The following is a 15,373-nucleotide window of genomic DNA, read 5'->3' as shown; positions in this document are numbered from 1 at the left end:
TCATGAAGACGCAGCAGACGGCTGAGGGGGTGGCCCGCCCGGCGGGCCGCCCGCGCAGCGAGAAGGCGGAACGGTCGATCATCGAGGCCACCCTCGAACTGCTCGGTGAGGGCATCGGGGTGTCGGAGCTGTCCATCGAGTCGATCGCCAGCCGCGCCGGTGTCGGGAAGACCACGATCTACCGCAGGTGGTCCAACAAGGAGGACCTGGTGGTGGACGCTCTGGCGTCGCTCAAGCCGCCGATCCCGCTGCCGCAGGGCGGAACCGTGCGAGACGACCTGGTGACCTACCTCCGGGTGATCCAGGAGGAGGCCAGCCACCACCGCACCCGCTGCATCATGAACATCGCCATGAGCGACTCCGAGCGGCATCCCCGGCTGGCGGAGCGGTTCCGCGAGCTGACCGTGGAGCCGCGCAGGGCGGTGGTGGCGGCGGTTCTGCGGCGTGGCATGGAGACCGGGGAACTGCGCGCGGACCTCGACATCGACATGGCGCTGGCGCTCCTCAGCGGGGCGGTGATCTGGCTCACGAAGTGGTCCCACCCCGGCGAGTCCCACGCCGACGTTCCCGAGCGGATCGTCGACGAGGCGCTCAAGGGCTTCCGCCCCCGCCCCTCCGAGCCGTGACCCGTCCCTCCGCCCCCGAGCTGTGACCCGGCTCTCCACCCGAGCCGTGATGCGGCCCTTCACCTCCGAGGCGTGACCCGGTCCGTGCGGCCGACGGTCGTACGGACCACGCTCGTCACCGTCATGCGCTGCGCGCGGAGCGGAAGCACCGCGCTGAGCCTTCTCGGGAGATCCGGGTACCACTGGCGGGAATGGACGCGAGGGCGGGCGGCCGTCTGCCGGCGATGCCGCCTCCGATGACCCCGTGACCGGTGCCGGACGCCTGCCCGGCACCGGTCACGGCATTCTTATCTCAGGCCCGCGTCGAGCGCGCCCATCAGCGTGCCGGTGTCGCCGGACATCTCCCAGATCATCGCCCCGAGCAGGCCCTTACTCCGCAGCCAGGCGGCCTTGCGCCCGATCGACCAGGCGTCGTCGAAGCTCCACCACTGGCCGCCGTCGCCGGTGTAGCAGGAGGTCGCCACCGCCTGCTCGTCATGGCTGACCGTGCAGTTCGGGACGCTCGCTAGTCGGCGTCCGCGTCCCCCCGCGCCGTCGCCCTGGCTCGGGTCCTGCGGGTTGGACGTCGTCCCCTTGGTCACGCCGTTCAGGCAGGTCAGGTTGACCGGGTCGATGTTGGCGAAGGCGTAGTTGAGGTGCGTAAGCCGCGCCGCCGCTCCGGTCGTCTCGAGGTTGCGCACGAAATACTGCCTGCCGTAGATGCCCCACTGGACGAAGTAGCCCACGCGGGCGTAGCCGCTCCCGACGATGTCGGCCGTGCTCACCTTCACCGGATCGCTCGGCGCCGACACGTTGTCGTACAGGTCGCGCGCCCGCACGGTGAACGTGTACTCGGTGGACGGGGACAGTCCCGTGACCTTGGCCGAGGTGCCGGTCACCGTGGCCGCCAGATCGTTGCCGGCGTACACGTCGTACGCCGCCACGCCCTTGTCGTCGGTGGAAGCCGTCCAGGCGAGCGTGACGCTGGTGGCGTCCTTGGCGGTGCTGTGCAGGCCGGACGGGACCGTGGGCGGCCGGGTGTCGTCGGCGGGGTCGTTGGTCGTGACGGTGAGTGCGCCGCTCGCCGGGGACGGATCGCCCTTCCGGTCCTTCGCCCTGACCGTGAACGTGTAGGCGGTCTTCGGCGTCAGTCCGGTGACCGTCGTGCTCGTCCCGGTCACCGTGGCCGCGAGTGCCGAGTCGTTGTACACCTCGTACGCGCTGATGGGCAGGCTGCCGGGGGTCGCGGCGTCCCAGGCCAGCGTCACCGTCTTGGTGGTCTTCACGGTGGCGCGGAGGTTCGCCGGCGCGCCCGGCGGCGTGTCGGCCGCGCCGTCACACCTGACGTCGTTGATCCGGCAGCTCGCCGGCTCGGCCGCCGCACTGAGCGTGAAGGTGGGGCTGTACGGCTCGGTCGACCCGTGCGCCGCGACGGCGGAGTTGTAGAAGGCCGGGGTGAGCGTGACCTGCCGCCCGCTCTGGCTCAGCGTGCCGTTCTGGGCGCCGCTCGCGGTCACCCCGGCCGGCAGCTCGAAGACGATCGACCAGCCGTTCAACGCCGTGTCGGAGTTGTTGTTCACGACGAACTTCCCCTGCGTCCCGCCGGCGGAGAACGTCGCCGTCAGCGGGGCGGGCGGGGGAGGCGGGTCGCCGGTCCCGTCGCAGTCGGCGCCGTTGATCGTGCAGTTGGCCGGCTGGGCCGCGGCGCTGAGCGTGAAGGAGGGGCTGTACGGCTCGGTGGTGCCGCCCGCCCGGATCGTGTTGATGTAGTAGGCGGGGGTGAGCCTGACCTTCGTGCCGTTCTGGCTGATGGTCGCGTTCTGCGGATTGCCCGCCGTGACACCGGCGGGCAGGTCGAACTGGAGCGACCAGCCGGTGACGGCCGTGGAGCCGGACGCGGGTCCGCGGGCGGAGCCGCCGTGCACCGAGACGGGGCTGACGATGAGCGGACGGCCCGGTCAGGTCCGGCCCGGTCAGGTCGGCCCGGAGATCCCGTGGAGCGGAGCACGACCAGTCCGGTCTCGTACGCCATGACGACGGCCTGGGTCCGGTCGCGCAGGCCGAGCTTGCCCAGCACCCGGCTCTCACGTGCGTCTTGGCCGTCTCCTCGGTGACGGTCAACCGGGCGGCTCCACCGCCGGTGTCGCCATTGCTCTCGGCGGCGGCGTGATCGCGACGACGTTCGCGGCCACGACCACGCACCTGGACGACCTTCGGATCGGCCCATGGGAGGGACTCGGCGTGACGGCCGCGTGGGCCGCCGCCGCGCTGCTCGGCGCCTGGCTGCTGGTCGGCACCCGCGACGTGGGTGTTTAAAGGCGCTCGCGCCAGCGGGTGGTGATGGGCAGGCGGCGGTCGCGGCCGAAGTTCTTGGGCGTGATCTTCGGACCCGGCGGGTACTGACGGCGCTTGTACTCGGCCAGGTCCACCAGGCGGATGATCTGTGTGACCAGCTCGGGGTCGTGATCGGCCGCGACCAGCTCGTCGCGGCCCATGTCCCGCTCGACGTAGTCGCGCAGCAGCCGGTCGAGCACCTCGTACGGCGGGAGCGAGTCGGTGTCGCGCTGGTCGGGCCGCAGCTCCGCGCTCGGCTCCTTGGTGATCGAGTTCTCCGGGATCGGGGGCTGTCCCGGCTGGGCGTTGCGCCACTCCGCGAGCTTCCAGACCACGCTCTTGAGCACGTCCTTGATCGGGGCGAACCCGCCCGCCGAGTCGCCGTACAGGGTGGAGTAGCCGGTGGCCAGCTCGCTCTTGTTGCCGGTAGTCAGCACCAGGTGGCCGTGCTCGTTCGACAGGCTCATCAGCAGCATGCCGCGCACGCGGGCCTGCAGGTTCTCGGCCGCGAGGCCGTGCAGCTCGATCTCCTTCTCGAACGCCGAGACGATGTCGGCGATCGGGACGACCTGGGAGTCGACCCCCTGGCGGCGCACCAGCTCCTCCGCGTCGGTGATCGAGTGGTCCGAGGAGTAGCGCGAGGGCATCAGCACCACGTGGACCCGCTCGGGCCCGACGGCGTCGGCGGCGATCGTGGCGACGAGGGCGGAGTCGATGCCGCCGGACAGGCCGAGGATGACCGACCGGAAGCCGTTCTTGCGCACGTAGTCGCGCACGCCGAGCACGAGCGCGTTGTAGATCTCCGCCAGGTCGTCCAGCCGCTCGGCGACGACCGGCGCCTCCGGCTCGTACGGCTCGACCGGCGCGGCCGACAGCAGCACCCGCTCGACCGTGATGACCGTGCCGTCGTGCGCGTCGTGGCGCGACTCGCCGAGCTCGCCCGTGCCCTCCGGGAGCTCCAGGTCGGTGACGAACAGGTCCTCTTCGAACTGCGGCGCGCGGGCGACCAGCTCCCCGGAGGCGTCCACGATGAGCGAGTCGCCGTCGAAGACCAGCTCGTCCTGGCCGCCGACCATGTTCACGTACGCGAGCGCGCAGCCCGCCTCACGGGCCCGCCGCGCGCACAGCTCCAGCCGCACGTCGTCCTTGTTCGTCTCGTACGGCGAGCCGTTGGGGACGACGAGCAGGCCGGCGCCGGCCTCGGCGACCACCGAGACCGGACCGCCGTCCTGCCACAGGTCCTCGCACACGGCCACGGCGACGTCCACGCCGTGCAGGCGGAAGATCGGCAGGCGGTCGCCGCGCACGAAGTAGCGGTACTCGTCGAACACCCCGTAGTTCGGCAGGTGGTGCTTGGCCGACTTCGTCACCACGCGGCCCTCGTGGAGCAGGGCGACCGCGTCGAGCGGAGCGCCCTTGGGCTGTCCCACGCGCGGGGCGAGGTCGGCCCGGTCGAGGTAGCCCACCACGACGGGGAGGTCGCCGAGACCCTCGTCGGCGAGTCGCGTGGCCGCCTTCGACAGCGCCGTGATCGACGCCTCCACGAACGACGACCGGAGCACCAGGTCCTCGGCGGGGTAGCCGGTCAGGAACATCTCGGGGAACACCACGAGGTGCGCGCCGCGCTCGGCGGCCCTGCGGGTCCACTCGACGAGCATGTCGGCGTTGCCGGCGATGTCACCGACGACCGGATTGGTCTGGGCGAGAGCGATACGCAGTTGAGCCACGGTCCCACCCTAAGGTGTCCGATGATTTGTCGTCAAAGCGACGATAAGGGTCAGGCGCCGGGCGACCCGGGGCTGACCAGCCCTCTTTCGTACGCCAGGACCACGAGCTGGGCGCGGTCGACCAGGCCGAGGCCGCGCAGCAGCGCCGTGACCTCGTCGGCGACCTCCTGCTCCGGCACGGCGAGCGTCATCGCGATCTGCCGGTTGGTGAAGCCCCGGGCGACGAGCTTGATCAGGTCGATGTCGGAGTCGGACAGGCCTTCCGGCGCCGCCGGGTCGCGCCGCCCGGCGAAGGCCGCGATGAGGTGCGTGGTGACCGCGGGATCGAGCAGCGCGTCACCCGCGACGGCCGCCCGGACCGCCGCGATGAGCTGCTCGGGTGCGGAGGTCTTCAGCACGAAGCCGCTCACTCCGGCCCGCAGCGCGGCGTAGAGGTTCTCGTCGGTGCCGAAGGTGGTCATCATGATCACCTTCGGTGGCGCCTCCGCCGCGAGGATCCGCCGGGCCGCCGCGAGGCCGTCCAGGCGCGGCATCTGGATGTCCATGAGCACCACGTCGGGCCGCGCCGACTGGACGAGCGCGATCGCCTGCTCGCCGTTCTCCGCCTCCCCGACGAGGTCGAGCCCCGGCTCGCTGTCGAGGATCACCTTGAGACCGGTGCGCACCAGCGCCTGGTCGTCGGCGATCAGCACGCGCAGGGCCGCCACCCCCGGCACGGACGGCGCGGACGGCGCGGACGGCGCGGACGGCTCCACACCGTGCCCGCTCGGCGACCCTTTCAGCGGCCCGTTCAGAGGCCCGCCGGCGGCAGGATCGGGGGCGTCCAGATGCTCGGCCTGCACGAGGATGTCCTGCTCCAGCCTCTGCAAGGTGGGGCCGAGGTCGAGCCCGAGTTCGTCGCGCAGCGCCTCCCGGGCCCGGCGCAGCGCGCCGAGGGCGTCACCCTGCCGCCCGGCGCGGTAGAGCGCGAGCGCCAGCAGCCGCCAGGCCTCCTCCCGCAGCGGGTGCGCCGACGCGTGCGCCTCCAGGTCGGGGATCATCGGGCCGGTGCGGCCCAGCCGCAGCGCGGCGTCCGCGCGGCGCTCCACGGCGAGCAGGCGAAGCTCGTCCAGCCGCGTGGCCTCGGTCTGCGCCCAGGCCAGCTCCTGGAACCCGGCGAGCGCGGGTCCGCGCCACAGGGCGAGGGCCGTCTCCATCCGCTCCAGCGTCGCGGCCGGGCCATCGTGGTCGCTCTTGACCAGGTGCTCGAAGTGCCAGGAGTCCACGTCCTCGACGGCCGCCCGCAGCGCGTAGCCGGGCGGGGCCGACACCAGGACGCCGGCCTCCTCGCGCGGCGCGCGGTTCGGTTCGAGCGCCCGCCGCAGCCGGGAGACGTACCCCTGGATCGTGGACAACGCCTGGGCGGGCGGCTCGCCGGGCCACAGTTCGTCGATCAGCACGCTCACCGGTACGGCGCGCCCTCCGGCCACGAGCAACCGGGCGAGCACGGCCTGTTGCCGCTGGCCGCCCAGGTCGAGCGTCTCGCCATCGGTAATCGCTTCGAACGGCCCAAGAGCACGAAAAGTCACCATCGCACGGTAAGCGTAGAGGCAGTGGCACTCCCGGTCGTGCCGAGCGCCTCTCGGTTGGGTCACGAGGCGCGCGGCGGGCGCTCAGGCGGTGAGCGGGAACCGGGCCTCGACGACCGTGCCGCCGGTGTCGGGGGCGGCGACCACGCAGCTTCCGCCCAGCTCGGCCGCCCGCTCGCGCATGGAGGACATGCCGACCCCCGCGCGCAGCCGGGCGGGCGGGCCGATGCCGTCGTCGGCGACCGTCACCCGCAGCTCGCCGCCGCCGTCCCCGGCCGGGGGACGCGTGACGCGGACCTCGACGCGGGTGGCCCGCGCGTGACGGCGCACGTTGTTCAGCGCCTCCTGCGCGATGCGGTACACCGCGACCTCCACGGCGGCGGGCAGCCCGGCGAGATCGCCGTCCACCCGCACCGAGACGTCCTCGACGCCGTCCGTCCCCGCGGGCAGCGTCTCCTCCGCCAGCGCCCGTACGGCTCCCTCCAGCCCCAGGTCGTCGAGCGCCGGGGGCCGCAGGCCGTACACGAGCTCGCGGATGTCGCCGGCCACCGCGTCCATGCCGACCCGCAGGTCCCGCAGCAGGTCGTCGGCCGTGTCCGGCGACTTGGCCAGGCTGATCCTGGCCAAGTTGATCGTCATCGCCATCGCCCCGAGCGTCTGGCCGAGCCCGTCGTGCAGGTCGCGGCGCAGCCGCCGGCGCTCCTCCTCGCGGGCGGCGAGGATGCGCTCGCGCGAGCGCTGGAGGTCGGCGGCCATCCTCACGGCATGGGCCACGTCGGCCACGTAGGGGAGCAGCGTGGAGAGCACCCGCTCGTCGTGGGCGGGGGCGAACCGCCGTGTTCCCGGCGGGCCGACGAGCAGCCGGCCCACCGGCTCGCCGTGCCAGACCAGCGGCACCTCGCGCGGGGACGGCCCGACCTGGCCGCTCTCGACGTATCGCGGCCTGCCGTCGGCGATCTCGACGGCGACCCCGTCCACGGCCAGGCCCTCGCGCACGACCGTCACCACCGACGCGAGCGCCTCGCCGGGGTCGGCCCGCCGCACCTCCTGCGTCAGCCGCTCGGCGAGCAGCGCCGGATCGCCCACCCTGCCGTAGAGCGCGCGATCGACCACACGCTGCAGGGCGCGGCGCAGCGGCTGGAAGAACGCACCGGCGAACAGCGCCGCCGCGAGGCCGCCCACCTGGTGGTATCCGGACACGACCAGACTGGAGACCGCCCCGGCCCCGAAGTAGACGGCGCTGATCGTGCCCAGGAGCCCGGCGGTGACGAACGTCCGGCTGATCACCGTGTCGATGCCGTACAGCCGGTAGCGCAGCACCGCGAAGAGGATCCCGAACGGGATGAGCGCCGTCCACAGCGTCGCGGGCAGCCACATCGCGGGGCCGAGCAGGTACAGCGCCACGTACACGGCGAAGATGGACAGCGGCCAGGCGATCTGCCGCCGCGTCACGGGATCGGCGCGCCGCAGCCGGAGCACGAGCGAGGCCAGCGCCGCCACCACACAGACCTGGATCACGTACTGCAGGACGTTCCACGCCGTGCCGTAGTACGGGACGAGACCTCTGACCTGCAGCGGGTTGTGGATCACCTCCGGCCAGTCGTACGCGGCCGGGTCGGGGTCGGGCCGCAGCAGGCCCAGGACGACCTCGGCGAGGGTGGCGGCGGCGCCGGCGGCGACGACCACGCGCCAGCCGCGGGAGGGGAGCGCCCCGGTGGGCGAGTAGAGCGGCACCATGACCGCCAGCAGCAGGCCCGACACCGCCCAGCAGATCAACTGGACGGCCCGGGCCGTGATGGCCGCTCCCATGTCGCCCTGCGAAGCCCAGTGGAACATCAGCGCCGTGAAGGCCACGTTGCCCGACCCCAGCAGGCCGCCCACGCAGATCAGCCAGGCCATGCTGAGCCGGGGCCGCTGGGACACCAGGAACGCTCCCGTGAGCGGGAACGTGAGCGCGACGCCGAAGTCCGGCGTCAACGGGGGGTGCGGCTGCCACTCCGCGGGGATCCGGACCTGGACCAGCACCCCCACGAGGGTCAGGACCAGTGCCACGGCCGCCATCGCCCAGGCCACCGCCCGCACGGGAAAGGCAGGGGGGTTCTCGTCCATCCTGCGATGGATTATGTCCTGTCCCGTTCCGTTCTGACCAGGAAACGGCCAGCGCGTGAGTCCCTGCGGACCTAGACCGTCTGGGCCGCGCGGCGGCGGACGGCGCGGCCGATGAGGAGCTGGCCCGCCGCCGCGAGCAGGCCGAGACCGCCGAACAGGGGCCACACCAGCCCGGGGGCGGCGGCCAGCAGCCGGGTGCCCACCAGGGGGGCGAGCAGGGAGCCGGCCGACCAGGCCAGGCCGTACAGGCCCGAGTAGCGACCGCGCAGGTGGGGCGGCGCGAGCGCCGCGACGATCGCCCCGGGGATCCCGGCCGTGAGCACCTCGCCGAGCGTCCAGACGGCCACGGTCGCCGCGTGCCCGGCCGCCGTCGACACCAGCGAGGTCAGCGCGAACCCGAGCCCGACGAGCGCGAACCCGGCCGCGAGCACCCTGGACGGGTCGAACCTGGCCAGCCACGAGTTCGTGAGCGGCTGGACGACCACGATCAGCAGGCCGTTGACCGCCATCGCCATGCCGTACGCGCTCGTGGGCAGTCCCTGCCCGGTCATGGCGAGCGGCAGCGTGCTGTACGCCTGCAGGTAGACCAGCGCGTACGCCAGGTTGCCCAGCACGAAGGCCAGCATGAGGCGGTCGCGCAGGACGTCGGCGAACCGGCCGGGCTGCGCGTCCTCGCGGGCCGGGCGGGTCTCCGGGATGGCCCGCCACACGAGGAGGCCGAAGATCAGGCAGGTGACGGCGTCCACCCAGAACAGCACCGTGAAGCCCGAACGGGCGAGCCAGCCGCCGGCCACCATGGCGACCGAGAAGCCGAGGTTGATGGCCCAGAACAGCAGCCCGAACGCCCGGGGCCGGTCCTCCGGCGGCACCAGGTCGGCGACGATCGCCTGCGACGCCGGCCGGTAGGCGTCCACCACGATGCCCAGCACGAGCATGCCCACGACGAGCCCCGGCACGCTGGTCGTGTAGCCGAGCGCGATCATGGTGACGGCCGTGGCGACCATGCCGCCCGTGAGCGTGACCCGGCGCCCGAGGCGGTCGGCCAGCCATCCGGCGACCGGCTGCGACAGCAGCGATCCCACGCCGAACATCGTCATGACCAGCCCGGTGGTGGCGAGGGAGACGCCGCGCGCCTGCGTGAGGTAGATGCCGATGAACGGCTCCACCATCGTGCCGAGCCGGTTGACGAACGATCCGCCGAACAGCACCCAGAACGGACGGGGCAGGCCGCCGACCTTCGACTGGATGAAGCCGGTCCTGCTGATCACAGTGGTCACGGCGTCCACCCTTGGACAATGGGGACGTCCCGTGCCAATCTTTTAGCCCTGGCTGAAACATGGGGGGACGGCCGTGGCGGTGGAGTGGCGGTTCACGCCGGACGACGTGGCGCGGCTGCGCTTCGCGTTCTCCCCGATGTGGGAGCTGGTCGCCAGCCTCCGGGTGCTGCGCGCCCCCGACCGTCACTCGCTGCACCTGCCGTGGCTGCGGGCCGTGCAGCCGCGTCTGCGTGAGGTGGATCTCAGGGATCTGTTCGCGCTGGTCCCGGCGAGCGGCTACATACCCGACTTCCTCACCCCGCCGCCCGACACCCCGCTGCCGGACTTCGCCGCCGAGCTGGAGCGGGTGCGCGCCACGCCGCCCACCACGGCGTACGAGGAGATGGTGTGGGTGCAGACGCCCGATCCCGCGGCGCTGCGGCGGTTCGCCGACGACCCGGCGGAGGGCGTGCGGCGGGTGGCCGACCAGCTGCGGGAGTACTGGACGGTCGCGTTCGAGGAGTTCTGGCCCGGGATCCGCGCGCTGCTGGAGGCCGACGTCATGTGGCGGGCCCGCACGCTGGCGGCCGGGGGAGTGCGCGAGCTTTTCGCCGACCTGCATCCGGGCGTCGCCTGGCACGGCGACCGGCTCGTCACGGCCAAGAGCTGCGACTATGACGGCGACCTCGGCGGGGACGGCCTCGTCCTCGTGCCGAGCGCCTTCTCCTGGCCGGACGTCTGGGTGATGTACGAGCCGTACCTGCCGATGCTGTGCTACCCGGCGCGGGGCGTCGGGACGCTGTGGTCGGACGGCACGCCCTGCACGCCCGAGGCGCTGGCCGCGCTCATCGGCCGCACCCGGGCGCAGGTGCTCACCGCGCTCGCCGAGCCCGGCTCGACCACCGGGCTCGCCCGGCGGCTCGGCCTCACGCCGGGCGCGGTCAGCCAGCACCTCGCCGTGCTGTCCGACGCGGGCCTGGTGGCGCGGCGGCGGCTCGGCCGCGAGGTGCTCTACCGGCGGACCCCCGTCGGAGAGTCGCTCGCCGCCGTCTGCTGATCAGCCCAGGTCGGGCGGGGCGGGCACGGCGGGCAGCCGGGCCGTGACCGTGGTGCCGCGGCCGGGTCCGGAGGTGACGGCGCAGGTGCCGCCCAGCTCGGCCGCCCGCTCGGCCATCGAGCTCATGCCCACGCCCGACCTGCGGCCCGGCGGCAGTCCCACGCCGTCGTCGATCACGACGACCCGCAGCTCGCCGTTCCTGTGCAGGACCACCCGCACCCGCCGGGCCCGCGCGTGCTTGCGCACGTTGGTCAGCGCCTCCTGCACGATCCGGTAGGCCGCCACCTCCACGGCGGCGGGCAGCCCGGTCATGTCCCCGGTCACCTCGACCTCCGCGACCGACTCCCCACCGGCGGCCAGGCCGGGGCGCGCCTCCTCCGCCAGGGCCCGTACGGCTCCCGCCAGCCCCAGGTCGTCGAGCGCGGGCGGACGCAGGCCGTACACGAGCTGGCGGACGTCGGCGGTGACGCTGTTCATGCCCTCACGCAGGTCCCGCAGCAGGGTGTCGGCCGTCTCCGGGGACCGTTCCAGGCTGTGGCGCGCCATGTTGATCGTCATCGCCATCGACGCCAGCGTCTGCCCGAGCCCGTCGTGCAGGTCGCGGCGCAGCCGCCGCCGCTCCTCCTCCCGGGCCGTCAGGATGCGCTCGCGGGAGCGCTGCAGCGCGGTGGTCAGCGACACCGTGTGCGCGGCGTCGGCGACGTACGGCGCCAGCACCGCGATCACGCGCTCGTCGTGGGCGGCGGGGAAGCGGCGCCCGCCCGGCGGGCCGATGAGCAGGCGGCCGACCGGCTCGCCGTGCCAGACCAGGGGCACCTCCCGCGCCACGGGACCGGGCCGCCCGCTCGTCGTGACGGCCCCGTCGACCTCCACCGCCATGCCCGTGACCGACAGGCCCTCGCGCAGCACCTCCAGTGCGGCCAGCAGGGCGTGCGCGGGGTCGGCGTGCTGCAGCCGCCGACGCAGCCCGGCGGCGAGCGCGAACGGGTCGCCGCCCCTGCCGTACAGCGCGCGGTCGACGAGGCGCTGCAGGCCGCCCCGGATCGGATGGAAGAACGCCCCGGCGAACAGGGCAGCGGCCAAGCCGGCGAACCGGTCGACGCCGGACAGGATCAGGCTGGAGCCCGCCCCGACGAGCACGTAGACGGCGGCCACGACGCCGACCAGGCCCGCGCCGACGAGGGCCCTGCTGATCAGCGTGTCGATGCCGTACAGCCGGTAGCGCAGCACGGCGACCGCGATCGCGGCCGGCACCAGCGGGAGCGTGAGCGAGGCGGTCCACCAGACCGGATAGCCGATCACCCAGGGGATCACCACCCCGGCCATGGCCACCAGGGGCCACAGGATCTGGCGGCGCTCGATCCCGTCGGCCCGGTTGAAGCGGACGACGAGCGAGGAGAACGCCAGCGCCATGCCCACCGCGACGACCGTGTGCATCACCTGCCGGGTGCCCTGGTAGTACGGCGCGAAGGCCGCCACCTCCAGCGCGTTGTAGCCGGTGCGCACGCTCGACGGGGCGATCAGCGAGCACAGCCAGTCGAGGGCGAGGGCCGTGGCGGTCATGCCCCCGGGCACGCACCACCGCTTGGACAGGATGCGCCCGGTGGGGTAGAGCAGCGGCAGCAGCACGCCGAGCGCGTACGTCGTGAGGTTCCACACGCCGTCGGCGAACACCCAGAGCGGGTGGACCAGCGGATGGCCGCCGCTGTGGACGAGCAGGGTCGCCGTGTTGGCGGCGAGGATGTTGGCGGCCGAGCCCAGGCCGCCCAGGCACAGCAGCCAGCCGAGCAGCAGCCGGGGCCGCGAGATCACCAGCAGCGCGCCGAAGATCGGGAACGTGGTGCCCGCCACGTCCTCGGGCGCGAACGGCAGCGGCGTGTAGGGGGCGTCGGGCAACTGGGCGGTCACCCAGATGTCGGCGAGCTCCAGGCAGATCGCCACGCCCGCGATCGCCATCGCGACGGCGGGCCCGAGCGCCCGCACCCGGCCCGGCCAGTCGAGCGCCCGCAGCCGCAGGAGCCGGGGTTCCGCGGAGTCGAGCAGCGGTCGTGCCACGGACGTGGGCTCCTTCGGGTTGTGCACCGGCATGCCGGGAAGGTAGAGCGCGCGGGTCGACACCCGATCAACGCCGGATCAACAGCAACGACGACCCCGCCATGGGATTTGTTCGCTGTGATCTACGTCACCTGATCCACCCGTCCCTCCGGGCGCCGTAGCCGTCCCAGGTCCGCGGTGATCCCCAGGACAGCCGGCTCACACTCCCTCGTAACCCCTGTGAAACACTCAGGAGGCAGACTGGTAGGCGACCAGACCTGTAACTCCGTGAGGTACGCCTTGGACCGCCAGCAGGAATTCGTCCTCCGCACGCTCGAAGAGCGAGACATCCGGTTCATCCGGCTGTGGTTCACCGACGTGCTCGGTTTCCTGAAGTCGGTGGCGATCGCGCCGGCCGAGCTGGAAGGCGCCTTCGCCGAGGGCATCGGCTTCGACGGCTCGGCGATCGAGGGCTTCTCGCGGGTCTACGAGTCGGACATGCTGGCCAAGCCCGACCCGTCGACGTTCCAGATACTGCCGTGGCGCAGCGAGTCGCCGGGCGCCGCCCGCATGTTCTGCGACATCCTGATGCCGGACGGCTCGCCGTCGCACGCCGACCCGCGCTTCGTGCTCAAGCGGACGCTGGCCAAGGCGGCCGACATGGGCTTCACGTTCTACACCCACCCCGAGGTGGAGTTCTTCCTGCTGCGCAACCGGCCGGAGAAGGGCGACAGGCCCCAGCCCATCGACGAGGGCGGCTACTTCGACCACACCCCGCACAGCGCGGGCCACGACTTCCGCCGCAACGCGATCATGATGCTGGAGTCGATGGGCATCTCGGTGGAGTTCAGCCACCACGAGGGCGCGCCGGGCCAGCAGGAGATCGACCTCCGCTACGCCGACGCGTTGACCACGGCCGACAACATCATGACGTTCCGGCTGGTCATGAAGGAGGTGGCGCTGGAGCAGGGCGTGTGGGCCTCGTTCATGCCCAAGCCGTTCACGGACTACCCCGGGTCCGGCATGCACACGCACATGTCGCTGTTCGAGGGCGACCGCAACGCCTTCTACGAGCCCGGCGCCGACTACCAGCTCTCCAAGATCGGCCGGTCGTTCATCGGCGGCCTGCTCCGGCACGCGGCGGAGATCACCGCCGTGTGCAACCAGTGGGTCAACTCCTACAAGCGGCTGTGGGGCGGCGCCGAGGCGATCGCCGGGGCCGGCGGCGAGGCCCCCGCGTACATCTGCTGGGGGCACAACAACCGCTCCGCGCTCGTGCGCGTGCCCATGTACAAGCCGCACAAGGGCGGCTCGACCCGCATCGAGTTCCGGTCGGTCGACTCCTCCTGCAACCCCTACCTCGCCTTCGCCGTCATCCTGGCCGCCGGGCTGAAGGGCATCGAGGAGGGGTACGAGATGCCGCCGGGCGCCGAGGACGACGTGTGGGCGCTGACCAGCGCGGAGCGGCGGGCGCTCGGCATCCAGCCGCTGCCCCAGTCGCTGGACGAGGCGATCGCGGCGATGGAGCACAGCGAGTTGGTCGCCGAGACGCTGGGCGAGCACGTCTTCGACTACTTCCTGCGCAACAAGCGCGCGGAGTGGCAGGATTACCGCCGACAGGTGACCGAGTACGAACTCGGCCGCTACCTGCCCGTGCTCTGACGGAGATCACTCCGTCACCGCGGTGTTACAGCCTGCAAATCTTTCTGACACTCCCGTCTGTTTGGCTGGTCCCTACGCCGGAACAGTAAAATCGGTTCACTTGTTACGACTTTTACGGGTGAGCCGTATCAAGACGTGACTCAGGGAGGGCGTGGGCCATATGACGGCGGCTGCGGGGCTGCAGACCGTTCTGACCGTACCGAAGCGTTTCCGGGGACCCGAGGGCACCGCCAACGGCGGCTGGATCGCGGGCACTCTCGCCGGCACGCTGACCGGGGGCGGTCACGACTCGCCGGTGGAGGTCACCCTTCGCAGACCGGTCCCGCTGGAGACCGCGCTGTCGGTCGAGCACGTCGGCAACGCCGTCGTCCTCAGCCAGGGCGACGACCACCTCGTCGAGGCGATCCCCGTCGCCGAGACGCTGACGCCGCCGCCGTTCGTGCGGTTCACCGACGCGGCCCGCGCGGAGGCGGGCTTCCCCGGCAGGCACGGCCACGCGATCGCGGGCTGCTTCGCCTGCGGGCTGCGCGAGCCGGGCGACGGGCTGCGCATCTTCCCCGGCCCGGTGAAGGACCCGGTGGAGGACCCCGCGGAGGGCGGCGAGCTCGTGGCCGCCGGCTGGCGGGTGCCGTTCAACGTGACCGACGAGCAGGGCGTGGTCCCCGACTCGATCGTCTGGGCGGCGCTGGACTGCGCCACCGGTTGGGCGCACTACCGCAGCTTCCCGGACCGGCAGCCGATCCAGCCTCCGCTGCTCGGGCGGCTGACCGGGCAGGTGTTCCGCCGGGTCTACCCGATGGGCCGATACTCGGTCGTGGCCCGGGCGGAAGGCCGCGACGGCCGCAAGCTGTTCGGCACGAGCGCGGTCTACGAGGTGGACGGCGCGCTCGTCGCCGCCGCCAAGGCGACCTGGATCCTGCCCCGCCAGTGACCCGGTCCTGCCGATGATCCCGCCCTGCCGCATGTGACACCGGGGTACACGCCCCGGAAGTCGACGCGGCGCCGGCCGGATGGTCCCGGG

The 15,373-nt window shown here is 72.6% G+C and carries 11 protein-coding genes; 5 read left to right on the top strand and 6 right to left on the bottom strand.

What is annotated here, in order from left to right; all coding sequences use genetic code 11:
- Positions 1-2 precede the first annotated feature (2 nt).
- Positions 3-626 carry a TetR/AcrR family transcriptional regulator gene (locus tag QSK36_RS14890; protein ID WP_183539322.1) on the top strand — a complete coding sequence of 208 codons (624 nt, stop codon included), beginning with the start codon at positions 3-5 and terminating at the stop codon, positions 624-626.
- Between the two features lie 287 nt (positions 627-913).
- Here the strand turns inward: QSK36_RS14890 and QSK36_RS14885 are convergent, their stop codons facing one another.
- Entirely contained in the window at positions 914-2,530 is a 1,617-nt protein-coding gene (locus QSK36_RS14885; protein ID WP_285782806.1) for a fibronectin type III domain-containing protein, read from the bottom strand.
- 163 nt (positions 2,531-2,693) lie between these two features.
- Between QSK36_RS14885 and QSK36_RS14880 the strand changes: the two genes are divergently transcribed.
- Positions 2,694-2,921, top strand: coding sequence for a hypothetical protein (locus tag QSK36_RS14880; protein ID WP_285782805.1), 228 nt, complete (start codon positions 2,694-2,696; stop codon positions 2,919-2,921).
- Here the strand turns inward: QSK36_RS14880 and QSK36_RS14875 are convergent.
- The 4 genes from QSK36_RS14875 to QSK36_RS14855 form a co-directional block, all read right to left on the bottom strand.
- Positions 2,918-4,666: an NAD+ synthase gene (locus tag QSK36_RS14875; RefSeq protein WP_183539326.1), complete on the bottom strand. Its 1,749-nt coding sequence runs from the start codon at positions 4,664-4,666 to the stop codon at positions 2,918-2,920. The genes QSK36_RS14880 and QSK36_RS14875 overlap by 4 nt on opposite strands.
- Positions 4,667-4,716: 50 nt before the next feature.
- Positions 4,717-6,237: a BTAD domain-containing putative transcriptional regulator gene (locus tag QSK36_RS43500; RefSeq protein ID WP_352240292.1), complete on the bottom strand. Its 1,521-nt coding sequence runs from the start codon at positions 6,235-6,237 to the stop codon at positions 4,717-4,719.
- Positions 6,238-6,318: 81 nt separating this feature from the next.
- Entirely contained in the window at positions 6,319-8,343 is a 2,025-nt protein-coding gene (locus QSK36_RS14860) for a sensor histidine kinase (RefSeq protein WP_285782804.1), read from the bottom strand.
- Positions 8,344-8,414: 71 nt separating this feature from the next.
- Positions 8,415-9,620: an MDR family MFS transporter gene (locus QSK36_RS14855; RefSeq protein ID WP_285782803.1), complete on the bottom strand. Its 1,206-nt coding sequence runs from the start codon at positions 9,618-9,620 to the stop codon at positions 8,415-8,417.
- A gap of 73 nt (positions 9,621-9,693) precedes the next feature.
- On the opposite strand from QSK36_RS14855, the gene QSK36_RS14850 reads away from it, so the two are divergent.
- Positions 9,694-10,656 carry a DUF5937 family protein gene (locus QSK36_RS14850; protein ID WP_285782802.1) on the top strand — a complete coding sequence of 321 codons (963 nt, stop codon included), beginning with the start codon at positions 9,694-9,696 and terminating at the stop codon, positions 10,654-10,656.
- Here QSK36_RS14850 and QSK36_RS14845 read toward each other — a convergent pair whose 3' ends face one another.
- Complete coding sequence (locus QSK36_RS14845; RefSeq protein ID WP_285782801.1) at positions 10,657-12,744, bottom strand: sensor histidine kinase; 2,088 nt, start codon at positions 12,742-12,744, stop codon at positions 10,657-10,659.
- Positions 12,745-12,990: 246 nt separating this feature from the next.
- Here QSK36_RS14845 and glnA2 point away from each other — a divergent pair, with 246 nt between their 5' ends.
- Together glnA2 and QSK36_RS14835 are read left to right on the top strand one after the other, a co-directional pair.
- Positions 12,991-14,352, top strand: coding sequence for a gamma-glutamylpolyamine synthetase GlnA2 (glnA2, locus tag QSK36_RS14840; protein WP_139578245.1), 1,362 nt, complete (start codon positions 12,991-12,993; stop codon positions 14,350-14,352).
- A gap of 160 nt (positions 14,353-14,512) precedes the next feature.
- Positions 14,513-15,283 (top strand): hypothetical protein, encoded by a 771-nt coding sequence (locus tag QSK36_RS14835; RefSeq protein ID WP_285782800.1) that lies wholly within the window; start codon positions 14,513-14,515, stop codon positions 15,281-15,283.
- The last annotated feature ends 90 nt before the right edge of the window (positions 15,284-15,373 follow it).

This window comes from Microbispora sp. NBRC 16548 (assembly GCF_030268985.1).
Taxonomy (GTDB): Bacteria; Actinomycetota; Actinomycetes; order Streptosporangiales; family Streptosporangiaceae; genus Microbispora; species Microbispora catharanthi.
This window is presented reverse-complemented; position numbering and strand designations above follow the sequence as displayed.

What these genes read in the sequence shown, in the direction of transcription:
- QSK36_RS14890 (WP_183539322.1), top strand. Translation starts at nt 3, where the DNA reads ATGAAGACGCAGCAGACGGCTGAGGGGGTGGCCCGCCCGGCGGGCCGC.
- QSK36_RS14835 (WP_285782800.1), top strand. Translation starts at nt 14,513, where the DNA reads ATGACGGCGGCTGCGGGGCTGCAGACCGTTCTGACCGTACCGAAGCGT.
- QSK36_RS43500 (WP_352240292.1), bottom strand. Translation starts at nt 6,237, where the DNA reads ATGGTGACTTTTCGTGCTCTTGGGCCGTTCGAAGCGATTACCGATGGC.
- QSK36_RS14860 (WP_285782804.1), bottom strand. Translation starts at nt 8,343, where the DNA reads ATGGACGAGAACCCCCCTGCCTTTCCCGTGCGGGCGGTGGCCTGGGCG.
- QSK36_RS14845 (WP_285782801.1), bottom strand. Translation starts at nt 12,744, where the DNA reads ATGCCGGTGCACAACCCGAAGGAGCCCACGTCCGTGGCACGACCGCTG.